This is a genomic window from Caulobacter sp. ALps2, from assembly GCF_058681635.1.
Genome location: NZ_CM178743.1, coordinates 5,169,979 through 5,193,319, shown reverse-complemented (window position 1 = coordinate 5,193,319; position 23,341 = coordinate 5,169,979). Strand labels below are relative to the sequence as shown.

At 67.8% G+C, this 23,341-nt stretch carries 25 protein-coding genes and 2 tRNA genes; 20 read left to right on the top strand and 7 right to left on the bottom strand.

Going from position 1 to position 23,341, the window contains the following annotated elements; all coding sequences use genetic code 11:
• Positions 1 to 112 precede the first annotated feature (112 nt).
• The 16 genes from hisD to ACW173_RS24445 all read left to right on the top strand — a co-directional run bounded on the left by hisD (position 113) and on the right by ACW173_RS24445 (position 11,048).
• On the top strand, positions 113 to 1,399 hold the full coding sequence (gene hisD, locus ACW173_RS24520; RefSeq protein ID WP_492082761.1) for a histidinol dehydrogenase: 1,287 nt from the start codon (positions 113 to 115) through the stop codon (positions 1,397 to 1,399).
• 19 nt (positions 1,400 to 1,418) lie between these two features.
• Complete coding sequence (locus tag ACW173_RS24515) at positions 1,419 to 1,898, top strand: UPF0262 family protein (protein ID WP_492082760.1); 480 nt, start codon at positions 1,419 to 1,421, stop codon at positions 1,896 to 1,898.
• Positions 1,899 to 1,901: 3 nt separating this feature from the next.
• Entirely contained in the window at positions 1,902 to 2,360 is a 459-nt protein-coding gene (locus ACW173_RS24510) for an arsenate reductase/protein-tyrosine-phosphatase family protein (RefSeq protein ID WP_492082759.1), read from the top strand.
• A gap of 98 nt (positions 2,361 to 2,458) precedes the next feature.
• The gene (infA, locus tag ACW173_RS24505) at positions 2,459 to 2,677 is read left to right on the top strand and encodes a translation initiation factor IF-1 (RefSeq protein WP_035044427.1); all 219 of its coding nucleotides are present in this window, start codon (positions 2,459 to 2,461) and stop codon (positions 2,675 to 2,677) included.
• Positions 2,678 to 2,683: 6 nt separating this feature from the next.
• Entirely contained in the window at positions 2,684 to 3,292 is a 609-nt protein-coding gene (locus ACW173_RS24500) for a Maf family protein (RefSeq protein ID WP_492082758.1), read from the top strand.
• Positions 3,289 to 4,389: a ribonuclease E/G gene (locus ACW173_RS24495; protein ID WP_492082757.1), complete on the top strand. Its 1,101-nt coding sequence runs from the start codon at positions 3,289 to 3,291 to the stop codon at positions 4,387 to 4,389. Before ACW173_RS24500 ends, ACW173_RS24495 begins: the two co-directional genes overlap by 4 nt.
• A complete protein-coding gene (locus ACW173_RS24490) occupies positions 4,386 to 4,571 on the top strand; it encodes a DNA gyrase inhibitor YacG (RefSeq protein WP_492082756.1) in 186 nt (61 codons plus the stop codon). The genes ACW173_RS24495 and ACW173_RS24490 overlap by 4 nt, the downstream gene beginning before the upstream one ends.
• A 98-nt stretch (positions 4,572 to 4,669) precedes the next feature.
• Positions 4,670 to 4,745, top strand: a tRNA-Phe gene (locus ACW173_RS24485).
• A 568-nt stretch (positions 4,746 to 5,313) separates the two neighbouring features.
• A complete protein-coding gene (locus ACW173_RS24480; RefSeq protein ID WP_492082755.1) occupies positions 5,314 to 6,210 on the top strand; it encodes a MotA/TolQ/ExbB proton channel family protein in 897 nt (298 codons plus the stop codon).
• 5 nt (positions 6,211 to 6,215) lie between these two features.
• Positions 6,216 to 6,647: a biopolymer transporter ExbD gene (locus ACW173_RS24475; protein WP_492082754.1), complete on the top strand. Its 432-nt coding sequence runs from the start codon at positions 6,216 to 6,218 to the stop codon at positions 6,645 to 6,647.
• Between the two features lie 13 nt (positions 6,648 to 6,660).
• The gene (locus tag ACW173_RS24470; protein ID WP_492082753.1) at positions 6,661 to 7,392 is read left to right on the top strand and encodes an energy transducer TonB; all 732 of its coding nucleotides are present in this window, start codon (positions 6,661 to 6,663) and stop codon (positions 7,390 to 7,392) included.
• Between the two features lie 166 nt (positions 7,393 to 7,558).
• Positions 7,559 to 7,635, top strand: a tRNA-His gene (locus tag ACW173_RS24465).
• 156 nt (positions 7,636 to 7,791) lie between these two features.
• Positions 7,792 to 8,385 carry a YfiR family protein gene (locus ACW173_RS24460; RefSeq protein ID WP_492082752.1) on the top strand — a complete coding sequence of 198 codons (594 nt, stop codon included), beginning with the start codon at positions 7,792 to 7,794 and terminating at the stop codon, positions 8,383 to 8,385.
• Positions 8,382 to 10,106, top strand: coding sequence for an ATP-binding protein (locus ACW173_RS24455; protein WP_492082751.1), 1,725 nt, complete (start codon positions 8,382 to 8,384; stop codon positions 10,104 to 10,106). Before ACW173_RS24460 ends, ACW173_RS24455 begins: the two co-directional genes overlap by 4 nt.
• Positions 10,107 to 10,167: 61 nt before the next feature.
• Complete coding sequence (locus ACW173_RS24450; protein ID WP_492082750.1) at positions 10,168 to 10,365, top strand: hypothetical protein; 198 nt, start codon at positions 10,168 to 10,170, stop codon at positions 10,363 to 10,365.
• 146 nt (positions 10,366 to 10,511) lie between these two features.
• Positions 10,512 to 11,048 carry a hemerythrin domain-containing protein gene (locus ACW173_RS24445; RefSeq protein ID WP_492082749.1) on the top strand — a complete coding sequence of 179 codons (537 nt, stop codon included), beginning with the start codon at positions 10,512 to 10,514 and terminating at the stop codon, positions 11,046 to 11,048.
• A 49-nt stretch (positions 11,049 to 11,097) separates the two neighbouring features.
• On the opposite strand, the gene ACW173_RS24440 is transcribed toward ACW173_RS24445, so the two are convergent.
• The 3 genes from ACW173_RS24440 to ACW173_RS24430 all read right to left on the bottom strand — a co-directional run bounded on the left by ACW173_RS24440 (position 11,098) and on the right by ACW173_RS24430 (position 14,252).
• A complete protein-coding gene (locus tag ACW173_RS24440; protein ID WP_492082748.1) occupies positions 11,098 to 12,531 on the bottom strand; it encodes a UdgX family uracil-DNA binding protein in 1,434 nt (477 codons plus the stop codon).
• Positions 12,531 to 13,751: a putative DNA modification/repair radical SAM protein gene (locus tag ACW173_RS24435; protein ID WP_492082747.1), complete on the bottom strand. Its 1,221-nt coding sequence runs from the start codon at positions 13,749 to 13,751 to the stop codon at positions 12,531 to 12,533. The genes ACW173_RS24440 and ACW173_RS24435 overlap by 1 nt, the downstream gene beginning before the upstream one ends.
• A gap of 219 nt (positions 13,752 to 13,970) precedes the next feature.
• The gene (locus ACW173_RS24430) at positions 13,971 to 14,252 is read right to left on the bottom strand and encodes an HU family DNA-binding protein (protein ID WP_066682603.1); all 282 of its coding nucleotides are present in this window, start codon (positions 14,250 to 14,252) and stop codon (positions 13,971 to 13,973) included.
• Between the two features lie 328 nt (positions 14,253 to 14,580).
• Here ACW173_RS24430 and ACW173_RS24425 point away from each other — a divergent pair, with 328 nt between their 5' ends.
• Together ACW173_RS24425 and ligD are read left to right on the top strand one after the other, a co-directional pair.
• A complete protein-coding gene (locus ACW173_RS24425; protein ID WP_492082746.1) occupies positions 14,581 to 14,838 on the top strand; it encodes a hypothetical protein in 258 nt (85 codons plus the stop codon).
• A 5-nt stretch (positions 14,839 to 14,843) separates the two neighbouring features.
• On the top strand, positions 14,844 to 17,543 hold the full coding sequence (gene ligD / locus ACW173_RS24420) for a DNA ligase D (RefSeq protein WP_492082745.1): 2,700 nt from the start codon (positions 14,844 to 14,846) through the stop codon (positions 17,541 to 17,543).
• 53 nt (positions 17,544 to 17,596) lie between these two features.
• On the opposite strand, the gene ku is transcribed toward ligD, so the two are convergent.
• The 3 genes from ku to ACW173_RS24405 form a co-directional block, all read right to left on the bottom strand.
• Positions 17,597 to 18,448 carry a non-homologous end joining protein Ku gene (gene ku, locus ACW173_RS24415; RefSeq protein WP_492082744.1) on the bottom strand — a complete coding sequence of 284 codons (852 nt, stop codon included), beginning with the start codon at positions 18,446 to 18,448 and terminating at the stop codon, positions 17,597 to 17,599.
• A 54-nt stretch (positions 18,449 to 18,502) separates the two neighbouring features.
• Positions 18,503 to 19,534, bottom strand: coding sequence for a DNA topoisomerase IB (locus tag ACW173_RS24410; protein WP_492082743.1), 1,032 nt, complete (start codon positions 19,532 to 19,534; stop codon positions 18,503 to 18,505).
• Between the two features lie 120 nt (positions 19,535 to 19,654).
• Positions 19,655 to 20,062 carry a helix-turn-helix domain-containing protein gene (locus ACW173_RS24405; RefSeq protein WP_492082742.1) on the bottom strand — a complete coding sequence of 136 codons (408 nt, stop codon included), beginning with the start codon at positions 20,060 to 20,062 and terminating at the stop codon, positions 19,655 to 19,657.
• Between the two features lie 218 nt (positions 20,063 to 20,280).
• Between ACW173_RS24405 and ACW173_RS24400 the strand changes: the two genes are divergently transcribed.
• Both ACW173_RS24400 and ACW173_RS24395 read left to right on the top strand, forming a co-directional pair.
• Positions 20,281 to 21,306: an NAD(P)/FAD-dependent oxidoreductase gene (locus tag ACW173_RS24400; RefSeq protein ID WP_492082741.1), complete on the top strand. Its 1,026-nt coding sequence runs from the start codon at positions 20,281 to 20,283 to the stop codon at positions 21,304 to 21,306.
• Between the two features lie 6 nt (positions 21,307 to 21,312).
• On the top strand, positions 21,313 to 22,476 hold the full coding sequence (locus ACW173_RS24395; RefSeq protein ID WP_492082740.1) for an acyl-CoA dehydrogenase family protein: 1,164 nt from the start codon (positions 21,313 to 21,315) through the stop codon (positions 22,474 to 22,476).
• A 77-nt stretch (positions 22,477 to 22,553) separates the two neighbouring features.
• Here the strand turns inward: ACW173_RS24395 and ACW173_RS24390 are convergent, their stop codons facing one another.
• On the bottom strand, positions 22,554 to 23,270 hold the full coding sequence (locus tag ACW173_RS24390; protein WP_492082739.1) for an energy transducer TonB family protein: 717 nt from the start codon (positions 23,268 to 23,270) through the stop codon (positions 22,554 to 22,556).
• Between the last annotated feature and the right edge of the window lie 71 nt (positions 23,271 to 23,341).

Genomic DNA, 23,341 nt, shown 5'->3' with positions numbered 1-23,341 from the left:
GCCGCGCACCGGGCCAACTCAGTAGCCACCCCCATCCCCAACCCTTCCCCCATCAAGGGGGAAGGGAGGAATTCTGGCTTGCATACCGGTAAGTTTACCGCATTTAGACCCCATGCGCCGCTTTTCTTTCACCGCCCCGGATTTCCCAGCCGCCTTCAAGGCCTTTCTTGACGAGCGTCGCGGCTCGCCGGCCGATGTCGACGCCGCCGCCGCCCAGGTGCTGGAAGCCGTGAAGACCCGGGGGATCGACGCGCTGCTCGATTACAGCCGAAAGTTCGACAAGGTCGAGCTGACCGCCGAGACCATCCGCGTCACGGCCGAGGAGATCGAGCAGGGCGCCGCCGAGACGCCCGCCGACGTCCGCGCCGCCATCGCCTTCGCCGCCGCCCGCATCCGCGCCTATCACAGCCGCCAGCGCCCGGCGGACCAGGCCTGGACCGACGAGGCCGGCGTCGAGCTGGGCTGGCGCTGGACGCCGCTGGAGGCCGTGGGTGTCTATGTGCCCGGCGGCCGCGCGGCCTATCCCTCGACCGTGCTGATGAACGCCGTGCCCGCCCAGGTGGCCGGCGTCGACCGCATCGCCATGGTCACCCCGCCCGGCAAGCTGCAGCCGGCCGTGCTGGCCGCGGCCAAGGAAGCCGGCGTCACCGAGATCTGGCGCGTGGGCGGGGCCCAGGCCGTCGCCGCGCTCGCCTATGGCGCGGGTCCGATCCAGCCGGTCGACAAGATCGTCGGTCCCGGCAACGCCTATGTCACGGCCGCCAAGCGTCGCCTCTACGGCGTGGTCGGCATCGACGCCCTGGCCGGTCCGTCCGAGATCGTCGTGGTCGCCGACAACAAGAACAATCCCGACTGGATCGCCGCCGACCTGCTGAGCCAGGCCGAGCACGACCCGGCCGCCCAGTCGATCCTGATCACCGACGACGAGGCCTTCGCCGCCGCCGTCGAGGCCGCCGTGATCGAGCGTCTCAAGACCCTGGCCACCGGCGAGGACGCCGCCGCCTCGTGGCGCGACCACGGCGCGGTGATCATCGCCCCGCTGGACGAGAGCCCGGCCCTGGTCGACGCCATCGCCCCCGAGCACGTCGAGTTCGCCCTCGACAACCCGGAAGCTCTGTCGGACCGTGTGCGCCACGCCGGCGCGATCTTCCTGGGCCGCGTCACGCCGGAAGCCATCGGCGACTATGTGGCCGGCTCCAACCACGTGCTGCCGACCAGCCGCGCGGCGCGCTTCCAGTCGGGCCTGTCGATCTACGACTTCATCAAGCGCACCTCGATCGTGAAGTGCGACGCGGCCTCGTTCGGCGTCCTGGGACCGCACACCGTGGCGCTGGCCAAGGCCGAGGGGCTGCCGGCCCACGCCTTGTCGGCGTCCATACGGTTGCCTTCCGCTGACTGACGCGCGAACCTTTGCGCAGATGAGCACCGACGACCGCGCCAGCCACAAGATCAAGTCGATCGAGATCGACGAGGACAGCCTCGCGGCCGCGTCGCGCGACCAGGAGCAGGAGCGCCAGGTCGCGATCTTCGACCTGCTGGAAGCCAACTATTTCGAACCGGCCGAGGCGGGCGGCGGGCCGTACGACATCCGCCTGTCGCTGATCGAGAACCGCCTGGCCTTCGACATCCGCGGGCCGGATTACGAGCGCCGCCACCTGCTGTCGTTGTCGCCGTTCCGGGGTGTGATCAAAGACTATTTCATGATCTGCGACAGCTACTACACGGCTATTCGCAGTTCGACGCCGCAGCAGATCGAGGCCTTGGACATGGGCCGGCGCGGCCTGCACAACGAGGGCTCGAGCCTCCTGCGCGAGCGGCTGGAGGGCAAGGTCAAGACCGACCTGGACACCGCTCGCCGCCTCTTCACCCTGATCTGCGCGCTGCACTGGCGAGGCTAAGGCGTGTCGGACTCGCTGCCCGACGCGGTGCTGTTCACCTGCAACTACAACCGTGTGCGCTCGCCCATGGCCGAGGGGCTGTTCAAGCGCTTCTACGGCAAGCGGGCCTTCGTCGATTCGTGCGGGCTGAAGGCGGATCCGGCCGGGGAGGGGGTCGACCCCTTCGTCGTGGTGGTCATGGACGAGCTGGGCCTGGACGTTTCGGACCACCAGCCCAAGACCTTCGCCCAGCTGGAGGACGACAGCTTCGACGTCGTCGTCTCCCTGACCCCCGAGGCCCAGCACCGAGCCGTGGAGCTGTCGCGCGATCGTTCGGTCGAGATCGAGTACTGGCCGACCCACGATCCCACCCTGCTGGACGGCTCGCGCGAGGCCCGGCTGGAGGCCTATCGCGAGGTTCGCGACACCCTCGCCGAGCAAATCAAGCGACGTTTCGGGGCGCCATCGACGTTTGGGGGGTGAATGCGTTATAGAGGCGCCTCGCCGCGACGGGCCCCGTCCTGACTCACCCGTCAGGCGCGCCCTCGCGGCTATCCGATTCGCTCTATTTGAGAGGCCTGATGGCTAAGGAAGAACTGCTCGAGTTTCCCGGTACGGTCAGCGAACTGCTGCCGAACGCCACCTTCCGGGTGACGCTTGAGAACGCGCACGAGATCATCGCCCACACCGCCGGCAAGATGCGCAAGAACCGCATCCGCGTGCTGGCCGGCGACAAGGTCCTGGTCGAGATGACCCCCTACGACCTGACCAAGGGCCGTATCACCTACCGCTTCAAGTAAGCGCCGATGGCCCAAACGACGGCTGTCCAGGCGACGGCCGCCCAGCCGGCGCTGGTGCTGGCCAGCGCGAGCCCGCGGCGCCTCGACCTGCTGGCCCAGGTCGGCGTTACGCCCGACCGGGTCGACCCCGCCGACATCGACGAATCTCCGTTGCGCGACGAGACCCCGCGCCGCCACGCCCTGCGCCTGGCGCGGGAGAAGGCGCGCGTCGTGGCCGCCCGCGCGCCGGGCGACTTCGTCCTGGCCGCCGACACGGTGGTGGCCGTTGGCCAGCGCATCCTGCCCAAGGCCGAGACGCGGGCCGACGTCCTTTATTGCCTGAAGTTGCTGTCCGGCCGGAACCACAAGGTGCTGACCGGCGTGGCCTTGATTGCCCCGGACGGCCGCGAATCCTCGCGTCTGGTCGAGACCAAGGTCGGCTTCAAGCGCCTGTCCGACGCCGAGCGCGACGCCTATGTCGCCAGTGGCCAATGGCAGGGCAAGGCGGGCGGCTACGGCGTCCAGGGCCTGGCCGGCGGCTTCATCACCGAGCTGCGGGGCTCGTATCCCAGCGTGGTCGGCCTGCCGCTCTATGAGACGCTGAACATGCTCTCGGGGCTGGGATACCGGCCATGAACCCCAGGACCGACCACGCTCGGGCCGCCAAGGCCCCCAGCGAGCGACGCGCGTACCTTCACAAGGGCGTCGGCGAAACCGTCGGGGTGGTGACCCTGGACGGCCGCCCCGAGCGCCTGTTCGTGTCCTGGCCCTCCGACGACCCGCTGGACGCCGAGGGCGTGCGGGGCGTGGCCCGCGTCAAGACGATCGAGAAGGCCTTCGCCTCGGCCTTCGTGGCCCTGCCGGGTGGCCAGGACGTGCTGCTGCCCATCCGCCCCGACATGCCCAAGCTGGTCGAGGGCGGGCTGGTCGAGATCGAGATCAAGACCGCTTCCCGCCTGGGCAAGGCCGCCGTGGCCCGCTTCGTCGCCGAAGGGCAGGGCGAGCCGCGCGTGCTGGAGGCCGCTCCTTCCGTCGAGGCGCTGCTGCGCCATCATGTGAAGGCCGGATCGCCCACCACGGGCGACAAGGCGCTCCTGGCGGTCGAGGAAGCCGAGGCCGACGCGCTGGCGATCGTCTTCGCCCTGCCGGGCGGCGGCGACATCGCCGTGGAGCCCACCCGCGCCCTGACGAGCGTCGACGTCGACCTGGGCGCGCGGGAAGCCGCCGATTCGAAGCGGGCCTCGCGCCAGGCCAACATGGCCGCCCTCAGCGTCGCCGCTCGCGTGCTGCGTCTGAAAGGGCTCGGTGGAATCATCGTCTTCGACCTGGTGGGGCGCGGCCATGACGGCCAGGCCCTGACCACGGCCGCCCGCAACGCCTTCGCGCCGGACAATCCGGGCGTGGGAATCGGGGCGATCAGCAAGTTCGGCACGCTGGAGATGATCGTCCCGCGCCGCGCGCCGCCGATTCTCGACCGGTTGCTGGCTCAAAATGGGTCGCTAAGTCCCCGCTATGTCGCGCGCCGCCTGGCGCGGGCGCTGGAGCGTGAGGGCAGGGCGGATCCCGGCGGCCGCCTGACGGCCCGCTGCGCGCCATCCGTGGCCGAGGCCTTCGCCAGAGAGCTGGACGCCGGCGTCGCCGAGCGCCTGGGTCGCCGCTTCGTCATCGAATCCCAATTGAACGTCCTAGGGCCGGGCTGGCCCGACGACCTTATCGAGGTGTCCGCCGCATGAGCACGGGTTGCGCCATCTGCGGCAAGCCGGTCGAAGCCGCCTTCCGCCCCTTCTGCTCCAAGCGCTGCGCGGATGTGGACCTCCAGCGCTGGCTGAGCGGTCGCTACGTCGTTCCGGGCGGCGAGGACGATGACGATAATCCCGAAGGGAATCTCTCTTCGGAAGACATCCACAGAGAATGAAAAAGGGCGCTGGACATCCAATCCGGCCTCACTTATAGACCCGGCTCCTCGCCGCACAGCGAGGTCGCCGACGCGGTTTCAACCGCCGAACGCAAGATGCCTGGGTAGCTCAGTTGGTAGAGCAGCGGATTGAAAATCCGCGTGTCACTGGTTCGATTCCGGTCCCAGGCACCACTTCCCTCGGAAGTTAGACTTTCTCGAAGACCGCCCTGAAGTCAGGCCGGTCGTCTTGTCGTTTTTCCGTCATGATGGCGGTTGACCCGCCGCCGGGACGCCCCACCTGCTGAGTGGGCAGGCGCCTTTCTTCATCGACCGATGTTTTGTTGCCTTGCTGCGGTGCAGCATGGTTTTTCTCGTTGTCAGGGAAAAACCGTCCCTTTTTCCAGAAAACCCTTTTGTGCGGCGCGGCAATGGGCGGGGGCGCGGGCCGTCTACGACGATTTTGTGCCCACATGAGCCCCTTGACGGTGCGAAAAGGGGTTGCCAAAGGACCACAGCCGCAATTCTAACATTGCGGTAAGGCCGGAGCCCCGAAAGGGCGTCGGTTGCCCGCGCTTCGAAACGATCCTTCTGGAGGGCTTGGTCCTCGTGAGGGGCGTAACGGATCGAGCGCAGCGAAGCGGGTCCGCCAGGTTGGGAGAGCAATCGACCTCCAGGTGGGCTATTCAGAGTTAGGGTGGAGACGCTCTCGCGCGACGACCCTCGGTCCAAACGTGCTAGACCAATCAGGAACTGGCGAAAGATGCTCGACATTAAACGGAAGACCCCCCTCATCGCTCTCGTTGGCGCTATCGCGCTGATGGCGAGCGCCCCGGCTTTCGCCCAAGACGCCGCGGCTCCGGCCCCCGCGACTTCGGAAGCCGCCGCCCCCGCTCCGGCCGCTGACGCCGCCGCTGCTGCTCCGGCTCCGGAAGCCGCTCCCGCCGAAGAAGGCGGCGAGACGAAGGCCTCTCACTCGCTGACCCCGGTCGGCATGTTCCTGGCCGCCGGCGCCGTCGTTAAGGTCGTCATGATCGGCCTGCTGCTGGCCTCGGTCTTCTCGTGGGTTCTGCTGCTCACCAAGATTTTCGAGTTCGCTGGCCTGAACAAGCAATCGGACAAGTTCCTGGAAGCCTTCCGCGGCGCTCGCTCGATCGCCGACATCGCGCGCATCAGCTCGTCGGAAGAATTCGAAGGCAACCCGATGGCCGACATGGCCGCCGCCGCCTCGCAGGAAGTCGAACTGTCGCGTCAAGCGGGTCTGGCCGTCGCCGGCGAGCACCGTGACTCGACGCTGGCTCGCGCCACCTACGCCATCAACGCGGTGCAAGCCTCGCTGGCCAAGCGCCTGTCCGGCGGCATGGTGTTCCTGGCCTCGGTCGGTTCGGCTGGTCCGTTCATCGGTCTGTTCGGTACGGTTTACGGCATCATGACGTCGTTCATCGGCATCGCGAACACCAACACCACCAACCTCGCCGTCGTCGCGCCGGGTATCGCTGAAGCCCTGCTCGCCACCGGTATCGGCCTCTTCGCCGCTATCCCGGCGGTTATCTTCTACAACTACTTCCAGACCCGCATCTCGGGTTACGGCACCCGCTCGGAAGGCTTTGTTGCTGAACTGATGAACGCCATCTCGCGTCAGCTCGACAAGGGGGCGTAACACCCATGGCCGCCAAACTCTCAGGCGGTGGGGGCGACAGGTTCAACGTCGAACAGAACAGCGAGATCAACGTTACGCCCTTCGTGGACGTTATGCTGGTCCTCCTGATCATCTTCATGGTGGCGGCTCCGCTAGCCTCCGTGTCGGTCGAAGTGAACCTGCCCGCGGCGGTGGCGAAAGCAACTCCCAACCCGCCGAAGCCGGTCTACATCTCGATCAAATCGACGGGACAGCTCTATATCGGTGACAACCAGACCTCGATCGACGAGATGGGTCAGGACATCGTCAAAGGTATGGGCCGACGCGACCCGTCCAAGGAGCGCATCTTCATCCGGGCCGACGAAAAGGTTCGCTACGGGGCTTTCATGGAGGTGATGAACACCCTCCAGGATAACGGCTTCTACAGCGTGGCTCTCGTTGGACGGGATGATAGCTAAGTAGGGGTGCTGCATGGCTGAACAACAAACGCCCGAGCATCGCCACTACGATCCGCTCACCTCTGACGGCCCGCGTCGCAAAAAGGGTATGGGGCCGTTCGGCGTCGCCCTGGTCGTGGTCTGCGGTCTGCACGCGCTTCTTTTCGCCTACCTGGCGAAGCAGAAGTTCGAAGCGGTGTTCCAGGAGTACTCGGACGAAGCCGTGGATGTGGAGTTGCCTCCGCCTCCGCCGCCGCCTCCGCCGCCTCCTCCGCCGCCTCCGCCGACCAACGAACCGCCGCCGCCTCCGGCCGTGGTCCAGCCGCGTCCCCCGGTGGCTCCGCCGCCGGACGTGACGCCGCCGCCGCCGCTGCCGATCCCGCCCGTTGAAAAGCGGGTCGAGACGACGGCTCCGCCGGTGATCTCCGCCGTGCCGCCGGTTCCCACGAACCCGCCGGCCCGCGCTTCGGTGATCACGCGTCCTGACTGGGCCCGCAAGCCCAGCGGCGACGACATGGCCCGGTACTATCCGGACCGTGCTCAGCGGATGGAAGTCTCCGGTCGCGCGACGATCTCGTGCACCGTGACGGCCAAGGGTACTCTGGAGAGCTGCTCTGTAGTCTCCGAGAACCCCGCGGACATGGGCTTCGGCGACGCTGCCCTGCGTCTGGCCCGTCTGTTCCGGATGAAGCCCAAGACCCTCGACGGCGCGCCCGTCGACGGTGGCCAGGTGACCGTCCCGCTGGTGTTCCAAGTCCCGCAATAGGACCTGGATCCAGGCGAAAGCTAAGAAGCGCCCCGGAGTTTCGGCTCCGGGGCGTTTTTCTTTGGAAAAACGGCAAAAGGAAACGCGCGCGTTTTCCTGTGAAAATAGCGTGTTTCGGCGCTTGATCCGGGAAGCGCGTCCGACTAAAGACACTCCCTCGCGATGCGCCGCCTTAGCTCAGTTGGTTAGAGCGCTGGTTTGTGGAACCAGAGGTCCTCAGTTCAAGCCTGAGAGGCGGTACCATCGTCATCGAAAAGCCCGGGGCTCGCCCCGGGCTTTTTGCGTTTTGGTCGCCCCCTTCGCGTTTTAGTCGCCTGGTCGACCCTTGCCTCCAAAATGTCATCGGTGTGGGATCGAACAGCTCTGCTTCGCGTTGAGATTCCCATGGGGGACAGGCGTATGGTTTTGGGTTTCCCGCCGCGCGCCCCTGGGCCCAGGCCCGGTTGGCGCATATGGTCGTCGCGGTTCTTCGCGGCGGCGGCGTTCGCGTGCGCGCTCGGCGGCGCGGCGCGAGCGGGCGAACAGGAACCCGGCTACGCCCTGAAGGCTGGCTATCTCGCCAAGTTCACCCCCTTTGTCGACTGGCCCGATGGGGCGTTCGAGGGGCCCGCCAGTCCGTTCCGGCTGTGCATCGGAGGACCTGATCCGTTCGGCGGGGCCATCGATCGTGTCGCTGGCGCCCTGCGGGTCGGCGACCATCCCGTGACGGTCGTCCGGCTGCCGATCGTCGCCAAGGGCGCGGGCTGCCACCTGCTGTTCCTCAGCGCCTCGCGCCAGCAGACGCCTCGGCAGATGCTGGCCGTGGTGGCCGGCAGGCCGGTCCTGACCGTGGCCGACGAAGCGTTGGATGCGCCCGGGGCGATGGTCCAGTTCGTGATCGTCGAGAACCGCCTGCGCTTCGCGATCCGCGCCGAGGCCGCCCAGGCGGCTGGCCTGACCCTGAGTTCGAAGCTGCTGGCGCTGTCGGCCCAGCCCAGGGAAGGGGCCAAATGACGTCGCCGACCGCTCGACCGGGCTGGCGGCCCGCCCTGACGGTGTCGATGGCGATCGGCCTGGCCGTGGCCATCGTCGCGGCCGCCTTCGCCATGGCCGCCTATAACGAGCACCTGGGCCAGCAGGAACGCTATCGCCAGGCCGAGGTGCAACTGCGCATCCTGGCCGGCAGCATGGCCGCGCCCCTGGCCTTCGACGACCGCTCGGCGGCGCGCGAATATGTCGGGGCCCAGAGCTCCAATCCGGATGTCGAGGCGGTGGCCGCCTACGACATGCAAGGCGCGCTGACGGCCAGCTTCGCGCGGCCCGGCGCGCCGCCGCCGCCGACCCGCAACACCTTGGGGCCGCCGCGCGTGGACGGCGCGCGTCTGATCCTGACCTCGCCGGTGACCGAGGGCGAGACGGTTCTGGGCTCGGTCTATCTGCGCTCGGTGCTGGAATCGCCGTCCCGGCGGGCGATGCGCTACGCCGGCTTCGCGCTGCTGATCGTCATGGCCGCCCTGCTGGTCGCGGTGCTGGGCGCCAGCAACGCCCGCGAGCTCGTGACCAATCGCAAGCTCCAGGCCGAGATTCGCGAGCGCGAAAAGGCCGAGGAGGCGCTGCGTCAGTCGCAGAAGATGGAGGCCATGGGCCAGCTCACCGGCGGCGTGGCCCACGACTTCAACAATCTGCTGATGGTGGCCTCCAGCGGCATCGACCTGCTGGACCGCACGACCGACCCCGCACGGCGCGAGCGCCTGCGCCAGGGCGTGCGCCAGGCCATCGACCGCGGCGCCAGCCTGACCCAGCAGCTGCTGGCCTTCTCGCGTCGCACGCCGCTGAAGCCCGAGGTCGTCGATATCGCGAACCGCCTGGCCGGCATGCACGCCCTGCTGGACCGTTCCCTGCGCGAGGACGTCAAGGTCGAGATCAACCTGCCGCCCGACCTGTGGCGGATCGAGGTGGACGCCTCGCAGCTGGAGGTGGCGGTGCTGAACATCGCCATTAACGCCCGCGACGCCATGCCCGACGGCGGGACCATCACCATCGAGGCCCGCAACGAGCCCTCGGGGCGTCCGGACGGGGCGGGGGACACGATCCGCCTGGCGATCCGCGACACCGGCGTCGGCGTCGCCCCCGAGATGCTGACCCGGCTGTTCGAGCCGTTCTTCACCACCAAGGCCGTGGGCAAGGGCACGGGGCTGGGCCTGTCGCAGGTCTACGGTTTCGCCCGCGCCTCGGGCGGTGAGGCGGGCGTCGAGAGCAAGCTAGGCGAGGGCACCACGATCTGGCTGCGTATCCCGCGCTCGACCAAGGCCCTGGCCGCCGAGCCCGCCGCGATCGCGCCGCGCAAGGCCGGCCCGATCGGCCGCTACCGCATCCTGCTGGTCGAGGACGACGACAGCGTGGCCCAGCTGGTCGAGGAGATGCTGCGCGAGCTGGGCTACGAGGTGGTCCGCGCCGGCGAGGCCCTGGCCGCCCTGGAGGTGCTGCGCAAGGATGGGGCCTTCGACCTAGTGTTCAGCGACATGGTCATGCCAGGCGACATCGGCGGCCTGGACCTGGCGCGCGACATCTCTCGCCTGCGCCCCAGCCTGCCGGTGATCCTGACCACCGGTTACAGCGCCGCCGCGGCCGCCGCGACCAACGAGGGCCGGCGGGTGCTGATCAAGCCCTACCGCATCGAGGCCCTGGCCAGCGAGCTGGATACGGCGCTGACGGGCGTGCAGCGGGCCAGCTAGGGTGTAGGAACCGCCCTTGCCGCGGATCGGTTGGAGTCTTTCACCGATCAAGGAGGAAGCCATGTCCAAAGCGCCCCCCATTCCGCCCGAACAACGCGCCTTCAAGGGTCAGAAGCCCGACATCGAGGGCCAGGGCGGTCGCCACGACGACCCGCGGAGCCAGGACGTCGGCAATGCCGACGTGAACCTCGACGAGCAGGGCCGTTCCGGCAACCTGCGCCAGAACACCAGCCATTCGGGCAACGTCCAGGATCGCTGATCGCGCCATGTCGGGCGGCCGACCGTCGGCCGTCCGACACTGATAACCTCTCGCAAAAACTCTTTTGATTTAGGGGCTTAGTGTTCGGAACGCCTAGTGCGGCGAACGAGTTGGTAGGCGGTCGGGGATATCGAGGGAGCCTTTCCATGGCAGCCGCCGCCAAGTCATCCAGCAAGACCAAATCCGCCAAGCCGCGTAAGTCGACGCGCCGCACCGGCCGTCGCGATCCGCTGGCCATCACCCTGCTCAAGAAGGACCACCGCGAGGTGGAAGCGATGTTCGACGAGTACGAACAGCTCGAGAGCGACGCCGAGAAGCTGGCCCTGTTCAACCAGATCGCCCTGGCCCTGAAGGTCCACACCCAGATCGAGGAGGAGGTCCTCTATCCGGAGAGCCGTGGCGAGGTCGAGGACGACCTGATCGACGAAGCCTATGTCGAGCACGACGGCGCCAAGAAGCTGATCGCCGAGATCGAGGCGATGAAGCCGGGCCAGGAGTTCTACGACGCCAAGGTCAAGGTGCTGGGCGAGTACATCAAGCACCACGTCAAGGAAGAGGAACAGCCCGGCGGCTTCTTCGCCCAGGCCAAGAAGGGCGACGAGGACCTCGAGTCCATGGGCGAACGCATGAAGGCCCGCAAGGAGGAGCTGATGGCGGAGTACGGCGGCAAGGCCGCGCACTGACGCCAGCAAAGCGCTGAACGGACGCCCGGCCGAAAGGCCGGGCGTTTTGTCATGTCAGGCCCGCCAGTTCGCCCGCCATCCGCAGGTCCTCCACGAAGTCCGCATAGGCGCGCGCCTTGGTCTCTTCGTCGGGGACACGCAGCAGGAACGACGGGTGATAGGTCACCACGCCCTGGGCCTGGTCGGGCAGTCGCAGCGCCTTGCCACGATTGGCGCCGATCGGCGTCGGCTTGCCCATCACGCCCAGGGCCGCCGTCGCGCCCAGCATGACGATCACGCGCGGCTTGACCAGGCGGCGCTCGGCGTCCAGCCACCCGCGGCAGGCGGTGACCTCGCCACGATCCGGCGTCTTGTGGATGCGCCGCTTGCCGCGCGGCTCGTGCTTGAAGTGCTTAACGGCGTTGGTGACGAAGGTCCGGTCGCGCGGCACGCCGGCTTCCGCGAGGGCCTTGTCGAACATCTGGCCCGCGGGGCCGACGAAAGGACGGCCGGCGAGGTCCTCCTGGTCGCCCGGCTGCTCGCCGACGAACATCAGCGGCGCGCGCGCCCGGCCTTCGCCCGGCACGCCCTGGGTCGCGTCGCGCCAGAGGTCGCAGCGGCGGCAGACATGGACGCCCGCCTCGACCTCTTCCAGCGTCGTCGGCGCGCCCTGACCGTACGAGGCGTCACGCGCGTGGCGCAGGGCGGCCTTCAGCACGCGGTCGGACGGTTGGCGAGGCGTGGAGGCGACCATGGCCGCGGCGCGCTCCTGGGCGGTTTCGATCAGCTCCGGAATGAGCGCCGCCTCCGGCAGGTTCCGCCAGTAGCGTTTCGGCATCTCCTGGCGCATCTGTTTCGGGTTCAGCCGGGCCGGATTGAAGATCGAGGCGTAGTAGGTGCGCCAGAGTTCCTCCTGGGCGTCCTCGGACGGCGCGTCGGCGGGATCGGCGCCCTCCGACACCATCAGCCGCTCGCGGTCCCAGGCCACGCAGGCGTCGGGCGTCAGGATCGTCCAGTCCATGTTCGTGAAGCGCCGCACGAAGAACGGCGCGGTGGCTTCGGTGACGCGGTGGGCGGGTTCGAACCAGGCGGCGTAGGTTTCCGTGGCTGTCCCCTCGATCAGACGGAAGCGGACGAAGGCCTTCATCTTGTGCGACGCGCGGCTGACGGCCTTGGCCATGTCGCGGGCGCGGGCCATGTCGGGATCGGCTGGATTGTCGATCAGTCGCGGCTCGCGCTCCAGCCGCCACAGGATGCGGTAGAGCAGGGCGAAGCGGTCGGCGCCACGGTTCTGGATCACCTGCTCGGCCAGCTCGACGAAGGCGGCGGGGACGGTGAAGTTGGCGGACGCACCGGAGGCGACGACGGGCGTATCCCGGTCGAACAGCTCCCGCTCCACCGTCCACACCACGGTCCGCGGCTCTACCCCCTCGGCCCGCAGCGCCCGCGCGGCCGTGCGCCAGCCGGCGAAGTCGATCTCGGACGCCAACCGCACCACCCGCATCAGAACAGGCTCAACTGCCGCGGCTGGACCAGGGCCGCCCTCAGGCTCTCTCGATCCGCCAGCGCCCCCGGCGTCCAGTCGGCGGTGACCACGAAGGCCCTGGCGCGCTTCAGGACGGCCCCGACACGCTTGAGGTCATCGAGGGTCAGGCGGGTGACCCTCCGGGCCGCCAGGATGCGTTCCACGGCCTTGGCGCCCAGGCCCGGCACGCGCAGCAACGTTTCCTTGTCGGCGGTCTGGATGTGGACCGGGAACTTGGCCCGGTTGCGCAGCGCCCAGCTGGTCTTGGGATCGACGGTGAGGTCCAGGTCCTCGCCCTCGGCCACGATCTCGGGCCGTTCGAAGCCGTAGAACCGCATCAGCCAGTCGGCCTGGTACAAACGGTGCTCGCGCAGCAGCGGCGGCCGGGCCAGCGGCAGGCGCGAACTGGCGTCCGGGATCGGACTGAACGCCGAATAGTAGACCCGCCCCAGGCGGTAGGCGCCGTACAGGCTGGCGCTGCGGGCCAGGATGTCGCCGTCCTTGGCCTCGTCCGCCCCGACGATCAGCTGGGTCGACTGGCTGCGGGCGAAGCCCCGCTTGCCGGCCTTCTTGGCCGGCTCGGCGTGGTCGTCGATGGCCAGGCGCATGCGGCCCATGGCGCGCTTGATGTCGGTCGGGCTCTTCTCGGGCGCTAGGGCCTTGAGGTCGTCGTCTCGCGGCAGCTCGATATTGATCGACACCCGGTCGGCATAGAGCCCTGCCTCCGCCGCCAGTTCGGGCGAGGCCTCGGGGATCAGTTTCAGGTGGATATAGCCGCGGAAGTCGTGGTCCAGCCGCAGCGACTTCGCCACCCGGACCATCTCTTCCATCGTGTAGTCGCCCGTGCGGATGACGCCCGACGACAGGAACAGGCCCTCGATATAGTTGCGCTTGTAGAAGTTTAGGGTGAGGTCGACGACCTCCTTCACCGTGAACCGCGCCCGGGGCGTGTTCGAGGACACGCGGTTGATGCAATAGGCGCAGTCGTAGATGCAGAAGTTGGTCAGCAGGATCTTCAGCAGGCTGATGCACCGCCCGTCGGGCGCATAGGCGTGGCAGATGCCCATGCCCTCGGTCGAGCCCACGCCCTGGCCGCCCACGGAGGTGCGTTTCTCGGCCCCGGAGGAGGCGCACGACGCGTCGTACTTGGCGGCGTCGGAGAGGATGGCGAGCTTGCGCCTGAGATCGAGAACGGCCATGCGCGGCACGTTACAGTTCTTATTTTGTTCTAGATAGTCTTCACGCGCGACAAGGGCATGGAGCACAATGTCGCGCGTGAAGTGAAGCGTCGGGGAGCGGACTTCGCGGTCCGCCCCCGCCCCAGATTTTTCCGTTAGCGGAAAAACCGAGGTTTGAAGCATGGAGCGCGACAGGCGCCGAAACCGGTATCCACTTTCGGCTGTCGCGCTCTCAAAGGCTTAGCCGTTGACGGCGTCCTTCAGTTGTTTGGCCGGCGTGAAGGCGACCTTCTTGCTGGCGGCGATCTCGATGGTCGCGCCCGTGGCCGGGTTGCGGCCGGTGCGGGCCGGCTTGGCCTGGACCTTGAACTTGCCGAAGCCCGGGATCGAGACTTCTTCGCCCTTCACGGCGGCGTCGGAGATCGACTTGAAGACGCCGTCGATGATGGCCTTGGCTTGGGTCTTGGTCAGCTTGTCGTCGGCGGCGACAGCAGCGTCGACCAGATCGGAAACGTTCGTCATCTCTAAGCTCATGTCCTGTGAATCAGGGAGTTGTGAGCCTGCCGAGGCGTTTTGGGTTTGTCACGCGTTAGGGAAGGTTAAAACGTCGATTCATGGGGGCAAAACGCCCGTGGGGCGGGGATTTTTACGAAATCGTCGCCTCCCGAACGGCCAAGTTAGGGGCAAAAGCGTTAATGTTGGTCTCGTAAGTGGACCATGTGGCGACTCGCGCACTAGGTGATTCTGCACGGAATCACCTCCGATCCGGGCCGCTTCTGGTTCAAATCGACAAGACCGGAACGCCGCGCCGGCCCCAGCCATTCCTCCTGAACACACAGGAGAGACCGCCATGACCGACGTAGACAATGGATGGGACGGACAGGACGGCGCCGAAGCGCTGGACGAGGATGTCGTCGGCAAGGACGGCGAGCTGCGCACCTTCGAGGAGCTGCCGGACGTGCTGGACGTCACCCAGTCCGAGGGCGACGCCGACGATGACGACGCCCTTACGGCCGAGGATCTGGACGACGACGAGATCATCGAACTCGAGCAGGACGAGGACGGCGATCCGGACGAAGAGCGTCCCGAAGTCTTCGACGGCGAATAACGACGATGGCGGCGCGCGAGCTCGCGGCCTACCAGGCCAAGCGCGACTTCAAGCTCACGGCCGAGCCTTCGGGCGAGGTCGAGGTCGCCGCGTCCGAGCGGGCGCGCTTCGTCATCCAGAAACACGACGCCACCCGGCTGCACTACGACCTGCGGCTGGAGCACGAGGGCGTGTTCCTGTCGTGGGCGGTGACCAAGGGGCCGTCGCGCGATCCGCGCGACAAGCGCCTGGCGGTCCATGTCGAGGACCACCCGCTGGCCTATGGCGACTTCGAGGGCACGATCCCCGAGGGCCAGTACGGCGGCGGCACGGTGATGCTGTGGGACCGCGGCTGGTGGGCGCCCGAGCCGGGCTTCGACCTGGAGAAGGGGCTCAAGAAGGGCGAGATCAAGCTGGTCTTCGCCGGCGAACGGATGAAAGGCGGCTGGGTCCTCGTTCGGATCAACAACGACAAGTTCGCCAAGGGCGGATCGAGCGGGAAACGCGAGAACTGGTTGCTGATCAAGCACCGCGACGAGTTCGCGATCGAGGGCGATCTGGACTTTCTCGAAGACACGTCGTTCTCGATCGCCTCGGGGCGTACGATGGACAAGATCGCGGCCGGCAAGGGCAAGGCGCCGACGCCGTTCATGACGGAAGCTGGGCCAAGGTCCGACGCGGTCTGGAACAGCAAGACCTCACCCGAAGCCAGCGGCGAGAAGGCCGCCGAGGAGACCGGCGCGCCGAAGCGCAAGGTTTCAAAGCCGGCCCAGAAACCGGCCCAGAAACCGGCCCAAAAACCGGCGAAGACGCTGGCGAAGAAGCTGGCCATGCCCGACTTCGTGCCGCCGCAGCTGTGCAAGCTGGTCGACCGGCCGCCGGGCGGCGGGGACTGGGTCCACGAGATCAAGTTCGACGGCTACCGCATGCAGTTGCGTGTCGAGGGCGGCAAGGCGGCTCTGCGCACCCGGACAGGTCTGGACTGGAGCAAACGCTTTCCGCGGCTGATCGAGGACGCAGCCGATCTGCCCGACGCCCTGATCGATGGCGAGGTCGTGGCCCTGGACGAAGCTGGCTCGCCCAGCTTCGCGGGGCTGCAGGCGGCGCTGTCGGAAGACAAGACCGACGACCTGATCTTCTTCGCCTTCGACCTGCTGCACGCCGAAGGCCAGGACCTGACCGAGCTGCCGCTGTCGGACCGCAAGAACCAGCTGAGGACGCTGCTGCCGGTCCAATCTCAAGAAGGGGGTGAGCGCATCCGTTATGTCGAACATTTCACCAGCGGCGGCGAGGCGGTGCTGCGGTCGGCCTGCCGGATGTCGCTGGAGGGCGTGGTCTCCAAGAAGCTGGACGCGCCGTACCGCTCGGGAAAGGGCGCGACCTGGACCAAGGCCAAGTGCCGCGCGGGGCATGAGGTGGTGATCGGCGGCTGGACCACGACGGGCGACGCCTTCCGCTCGTTGATCGTCGGCATCTACAATGACGAGGGCCAGCTGGCCCATGTTGGCCGGGTTGGCACGGGCTTTGGTCGCGACAAGGTGGCCAAGCTGCTGCCGGCCCTTAAGACGTTGGCGCGGAAAAGCTCTCCCTTCGCCGGCAAGGGCGCGCCACGTGGCGGCGCCAACATCCACTGGGTGGCGCCGGAGCTGGTGGCCGAGATAGAGTTCGCCGGCTTCACGGGCGACGGCTCGGTGCGCCAGGCCTCGTTCAAGGGTCTGCGCGAGGACAAGCCCGCCAAGGCCGTCGCGGCCGAGGCTCCCGCGCCGGTCGAGGATGTCGAATTGGCCGAACCGAAACCCGTCCCGGTCAAGCGCACGAGCGGCAAGGCCTCGGTGCTGGGCGTGGCCATTTCCAATCCCGACAAGCCGCTATGGCCCGACGCCGGCGATGGGACGCCGGGAACCAAGCTGGACCTGGCCCAGTACTTCGAAGCGGTCGGCCCGTGGATGCTGGAGCATGTGAAGGGCCGGCCCTGCTCGGTGATCCGCATGCCAGACGGCATCGGCGGCGAGACCTTCTTCCAGCGCCATTCGGGCAAGGGCGTCTCGGCCCTGATCGACGACGTCACGGTCAGTGGCGACCGCAAGCCGTATCTGATGTTCAACACGCTCGAGAGCCTGGTCGCCGCCGCCCAGTGGGGCGCGACCGAGCTGCATCCCTGGAACTGCCGAGAAGGCGCGCCGGAGATCCCGGGGCGGCTGGTCTTCGACCTCGATCCCGCGCCGGACGTGTCGTTCGACGCCGTGGTGGAAGGGGCTCGGGAGATCCGCGACCGGCTGGAAGCCCTAGGCCTCGTGCCGTTCTGCAAGACCACCGGCGGCAAGGGGCTGCACGTCGTCACGCCTCTGAAGGGGACGAAGGTCGACTGGCCCGCGGCCAAGGCCTTCGCCCGCGAGGTCTGCGCCCAGATGGCCGCCGACAGCCCCGACCAGTACCTGATCAGCATGGCCAAGAAGGATCGGGGCGGGAAGATCTTCCTCGACTACCTGCGCAACGACCGCATGAGCACGGCGGTGGCCCCGCTGTCGCCGCGCGGCCGGCCGGGGGCGCCGGTGTCATGGCCGGTGGCGTGGACCCAGGCGCGAAAGGGCCTGGATCCCTCGCGCTTCAACATCCGGACGGTTCCGGGGCTGGCGAAGGATCTCGACGCCTGGGACGCCTATGCGGAGAGCGAGCGGGATCTGGCGCCGGCGATCAAGAAGCTGGGGACGAAGCCGGCCAAATGACCAACCCCACAACCGTCATCCCGCGCTTTATGCGCGGGATGACGGGGAGGGAGCTAGCCAGCTTTCTTTCTGGGCGTAGCTTTGGCCGCCGGAGCCTTCTTCGCCGCCGGCTTGGCCTTCGCTGGCGCCTTGCCCAGGCTGTTGCGCAGCGCCTCCATCAGGTCGACCACATTGGTGTCGGCGGGCTCGTCCGGCGCGGAGACCTTCCGGCCCTTGCCCTTCTGCTTTTCCTTGATCAGCGCCCGCAGGGCGTCCTCGTAGCGGTCGTTGAACTGCTCGGGATCGAAGGGGCCTTCTTTCTGCTCGATGATCTTCTGGGCGATCTGGATCATCGCCGCGTCGGGCTTCTTGTCGGGGATGGCGTCGAAGTACGAGGCCGCGTCACGGACCTCGCGACGGTTGCGCAACGACCAGGCGACCATGCCGTTGTCGCGCGGCTCGATGGCCAGAAGGCGCTCGCGCTGGTGCATGACCACGCGGCCCAGGGCGACCTGGCCTTCCTTGGTCATCGCCTCGCGGATCACGCCATAGGCCTCCGCGGCCAGCTTGCCGTCGGGGACCAGGAAGTAGGGATTGTCCCAGTACAGTCGGTCGATGTCGCCGGCGGGGACGAAGCGCTCGATGTCGATGGTGCGGGTGCTTTCCAGGCGGACGCTGTCGATCTCGTCCTGGGTGACGACGATGTACTCGCCCTTCTCGTACTCGTAGCCCTTGACGATGTCGGCGCGCTCGATCGGCCCAAGATCCGGATCGGTCGGGATCATCCGGATCCGGTTATGGGTCTTCTTGTGCAGCATGTTGAAGTGCACGTCGCCGCGCGAGTCGGTGGCGGTGTACATCGCGACGGGGCAGGTCACGAGCGACAGGCGCAGGTGGCCCTGCCAGGTGGGACGGCCGGCGGCCATGGGCGTTTCTCCATTCGAGCCGACTCAACGATGCTTGGCGAGCGGCCGTTCCCGTCAGGCTTCCGAGCACGAGGCGCGGGCGGCCTCCAGAAAACGGATCACCGCCAGTTCGAAGGCCCGTTCCGAGCGGCCGGGCTTCAGCGGCAGGACGCCCTGCTGATAGGCCTCCAGCACCAGCGGGTGGATGTACGAGCCCCGGCAGACGGCGGCGGTGTTGCCCAGGAGCCCGGCGACAGCCTTGACGCAGGTGTTGACGTTGCGCTTGGCCTCGGTGGCGGTGCCGGCCTTGGGAATCAAGCACAGGGCCCGCGCCGCGGCCAGGGTGCCGGCCCAGGTGCGGAAGTCCTTGGCCGAGAAGTCCTGGCCCATCGCCGCGCGGATATAGGCGTTGACGTCGGCGCTCTCGACCGAGCGGCGCTGGCCGTCGTCGTCGAGATACTGGAACAATCGCTGGCCCGGCACGTCCTGACAGGCCTTGACGATGCTAGCCAGGCGCCGGTCGCGAAAGCCCGTCGTGTGGACCTTGCCGCTCTTGCCCTTGAACTGGAACGTGCCGCCCACGCTGGACAGCTTGGCGTGGCGGTCGCGGAGCGTCGTCAGGCCGAAGCTCTTGTTGGCTTGCGCGTATTCCTCATTGCCGACCCGGATCAGGGTCAGCTCCATCAGGCGCACGACGGCGGCGATGACCTTGTCGCGCGGCAGGCCCCGGCGGGCGAGGTCGGTCTCGACCCGGGTCCGCAGCTTGGGCAGCGACCGTCCAAAGGCGATCATGCGGCCGAATTTCAGCCCGTCGCGGTCGCGCCGCCAGGCCTCGTGATAGCGATACTGCTTGCGGCCCTTCTGGTCGCGGCCGGTCGCCTGGATGTGGCCGCGCGGCGAGGGGCAGATCCAGACGTCGGTCCAGGCCGGCGGGATGGCCAGGGTCTTGATGCGCTCCAGAGTGGCGTCATCGTCGACGCGCTCGCCGTCCGGGTCGTGATAGGCGAAGCCTTCGCCGGCCTTGACCCGGCGCAGTCCCGGATCGTCGTCATTCACGTAAAGGAGGCCGGGCGCCGCCGGCTGAAGTTCGAGCGTATCGCGCGGCATCTCGCAGGCCCTCCGTCCTTCCTCGGATCAACGGCGGCTGAGAGCGGGGGTTCCGAATGCGAAAAGGCCCGCGACTTTGACGGCGCGGGCCTTTCGAAGCTTACTGATTTCGAGAGGGCCCTATGGGGCCTCGTCGTCCACCATGGCGCGGACCAGGTCGACCACGCGGCGGCGCAGACGACGGTCGGCAAGGCGGGGGAACAGGCTGGCCAGTTCCAGACCTTCCGGCGTGGAGACGAACTCGGTCATGCGCTGGGCGAAGCCGTCGTCGATGCCGCCGTCGGTGTCCTCGAGACCTTCAAAGAAGTAGGACACCGGCGCCTGCAGCAGCTTGGCGGCGTCATAGAGCTTGCTGGCGCTGATACGATTGGCGCCGCGCTCGTACTTCTGGATCTGCTGGAAGGTGATGCCCAGGGCGTCGGCGACCTGGGTCTGGCTCAGGCCCATCATCTTGCGGCGAATTCTCAGCCGGGCGCCCACATAAAGGTCCACGGGGTGGGCTGGTTCGACTGCGGGTCGATCGTTCATCCGCCTCTATTCCAATTGCGCCGCAATGGCGGCCTTCGTGCCAATATTAACGGATATAGACCGAGCTTGGCTGCATCGTCACGTCCGGACGTGCACGGAACGGGTCTTCGCGCCAAAGTGTCGCGCCCGATTTACTATCGTTAACGATGAATGGGCCAAGTCACGGACGTGGTCGTTCCGGACTTGACGTTGGCGCGCCCGGAAGGTGTCTGCGCGCCATGACAGTTCAATCGGGCGCGCGTATCGCCGTGGCTGGGGCCGGGGCGTTTGGATCGGCGGTGGCGCTGCGCCTGGCGCGGGCCGGTTTCAAGGTCACCGTCTTCGATCCGGCGCCGACGGGCGACAATGCCTCGGGCGTGGCCGCGGGCATGTTGGCGCCGGTCAGCGAGGCGCTGTTCGACCCGGCTTCGCGAGATCACCTGGCCCTGATGCGCCGCGCCCGCGACCTGTGGCCGGCCTTCGCCGAGGACCTCGGCCTCACGATTCACCGGGCCGGCGTGCGAATCGAGGGCTCCGAAGCCTGGCGCGCCCAGGTCGGCCAGAAGCTGCTGGATCTGGGCCTGCCCGCCGGCGAGATCATTCCCGAGGACTGGCGCATCGAGGCGCGGGCGGCGCTGGAGACGCTGCGGGCGGCGGCCCTGGCGGCGGGCGCGCGGTTCGAGCCGATCGCGGTCGAGTCGTTCACGCCCGGCGCCCTGGGCCTGGCCGATGGCCGCACCGACGCTTTCGACGTTCTGGTGCTGGCCACCGGTCCCGGCGCGCGCGACGGCCGCTTGGCGCCGGAGACCACCGCGCTGACGCCCATCAAGGGTCAGCTCCTGCGGACACCTGCGATAGACGGCGATGTGGTCGTGCGGGGCGAGGGCGTCTACCTGGCCCCCGGTGAAGCCCTGGCCATCGGCGCCACCATGGAGGTCGGTCGCGACGACCTGGATCCTGACGCTTCCGCCACCCAGGCCTTGCGCTCCGCCGCCTGGGCGCTGCGACCGGAGCTGGATCTCGACAAAGCCTCGGTCGAGGTCGGCGTGCGGGCCACCACGACCGACGGCCTGCCGCTGGTCGGCTGGAGCGCTGCGCCCGGCGTGCTGCTGGCCGTAGGCGCGCGGCGCAACGGCTGGCTGTTCGCGCCGCTTGTGGCCGACATGGTCGCGGCGTATCTGAATGGCGATAACCCGGGCCCGGACGCCGCTGTCATGGACGCGCGCCGTTTCGAGAAGTCCGAGGCTGACAACGCAGGGGAGTAGGGCCGGATGTCCGGATTCTGGTTGACCGAAGAGCAGGAAGCCATTCGCGAAGGTGTCGCCAAGGTGTGCGCGGCCTTCGATGACGAGTACTGGCGCCGCACCGACGAGACCGGAATCTTCCCCGAGGAATTCGTGGCGGCGATCGCCGAGGGCGGCTGGTTGGGCGTGGCCATGCCGGAGAGCGTCGGCGGGGCCGGCCTGGGCCTGACCGAGGCCGCCGTGATGATGCAGACCGTGGCCCAGTCGGGCGCGGGCTTCTCGGGCGCCTCGGCCATCCACCTCAACATCTTCGGTCCGATGCCGCTGGTGAAGTTCGGCTCGGACGAGCAGCGCGATCGCCTGCTGCCCCGGATCATCTCGGGCGAGGACAAGATGTGCTTCGCGGTGACCGAGCCGAACTCGGGCCTCGATACGTCCAGCCTGGAGACCCGCGCCGAGAAGGTCGACGGCGGCTATCGCCTGAACGGCCGCAAGATCTGGACCACCGGCGCCCAGCGCGCCAACAAGATCCTGATCATCGCCCGCACCACGCCCAAGGACGAGTGCGCCAAGCCGCACCAGGGCCTGTCCCTGTTCTACACCGACGCCGAGAAGATCGAGGCCAAGCCGATCCCGAAGATGGGCCGCAAGGCCGTCGAATGTAACATGCTCTTCATCGAGGACCTGTTTGTCCCCGCCGAGGATCTGGTCGGTGAGGAAGGCAAGGGCTTCCAGTACCTGCTGCACGGCCTTAATCCCGAGCGGGTGCTGTTCGCCGTCGAGGCCATCGGCCTGGGCCGCGCGGCTCTGGCAAAAGCAACGAGCTACGCCAACGAGCGGATCGTGTTCGGCCGGCCGATCGGCAAGAACCAGGGCGTGGCCCATCCGCTGGCCAAGTCGTGGGCCGAGCTGGAGGCCGCCAACCTGCTCGCCTTCAAGGCCGCCGCCCTCTACGATCAGGGCAAGGACTGCGGGGCCGAGGCCAACGCCGCCAAGTACCTGGGCGCCGAGGCGGGCTTCCACGCCTGCGAGAACGCGGTCCTGGCCCATGGCGGCATGGGCTACGCCAAGGAATACGACGTCGAGCGCTACTTCCGCGAGGCGATGATCGCCCGCATCGCGCCGGTCAGCCGCGAGATGATCCTGAACTTCATCGCCGAGCGGGTGCTGGGCCTGCCCAAGAGCTATTAGGAGAAAAGGCCGGGTCGAGGCGAAACGACCCGGCCACCGTTTCAACGCCGGAGGAGGGCGCCCGCGAAAAGGGGCTGTCAAGCGCCCGCGTTGAAGCGGATCGGGATGCGGACCGTCGCGCCGTCGACGGCCTCGCCGTTCTCGGTCTGCGGCTTCATCTTGAAGAAGCGCGAGACCTTGATGGCGGCGACGCCGAAGCCTTCGTCGACCGGGGTTTCCGACAGAACCGTGCAGTTACGGACCGTGCCGTTGATGGCGACCACGCAGTTGAGCGTGGCCGAGCCCGACAGGCCGCGCCGCTGGGCGCTTTCCGGATAGTAACGGGCCATGTCGTCGGCCGAGGGCAGCTTGAGCCAGTTGGCGCGGGTGATGACCTTGGGCTGCGGGGCCGGCGGCACATTGGGCTGGGCCGGAACCGTGGGCAGGGTCGGCGGGCCGGCGATGGGCGGGCCTTCCGGGATATCCAGCGGCTTGATCGGCAGCGGATCGGGCGTCGGCAGCGGTGTCGGGACAGGCGTATGCAGCCGCATCTGGTTGCGCGGCGGCGGCTGGTCGGTCGGCGGGGGAGGGGGCGGCGGCTCCGTCGTGGGCGTGTAGGGCTCGATGAGCAGAGGCCTGTCGTCGGTCATCGGCGGCAGCGGCGAGACGTACTTCTGATAGGCCAGATAGCCGATCAGCCCGATGTGCAGCGCGCCCGAGACGCCGAGGCCGATCAGCAGCGCCTTCGAGGGCTTGCGCGGCGGGGCGCCCAGGCCGGGAATGCCGGAGCCGCTGGAGTGGAGAGCCAGGTTCATGTCGACCTCCTAAGCGAAATTACATTCGTAGCATTAGGTCAACATGGGTGGCGCGTGTTGTAAATTGACAA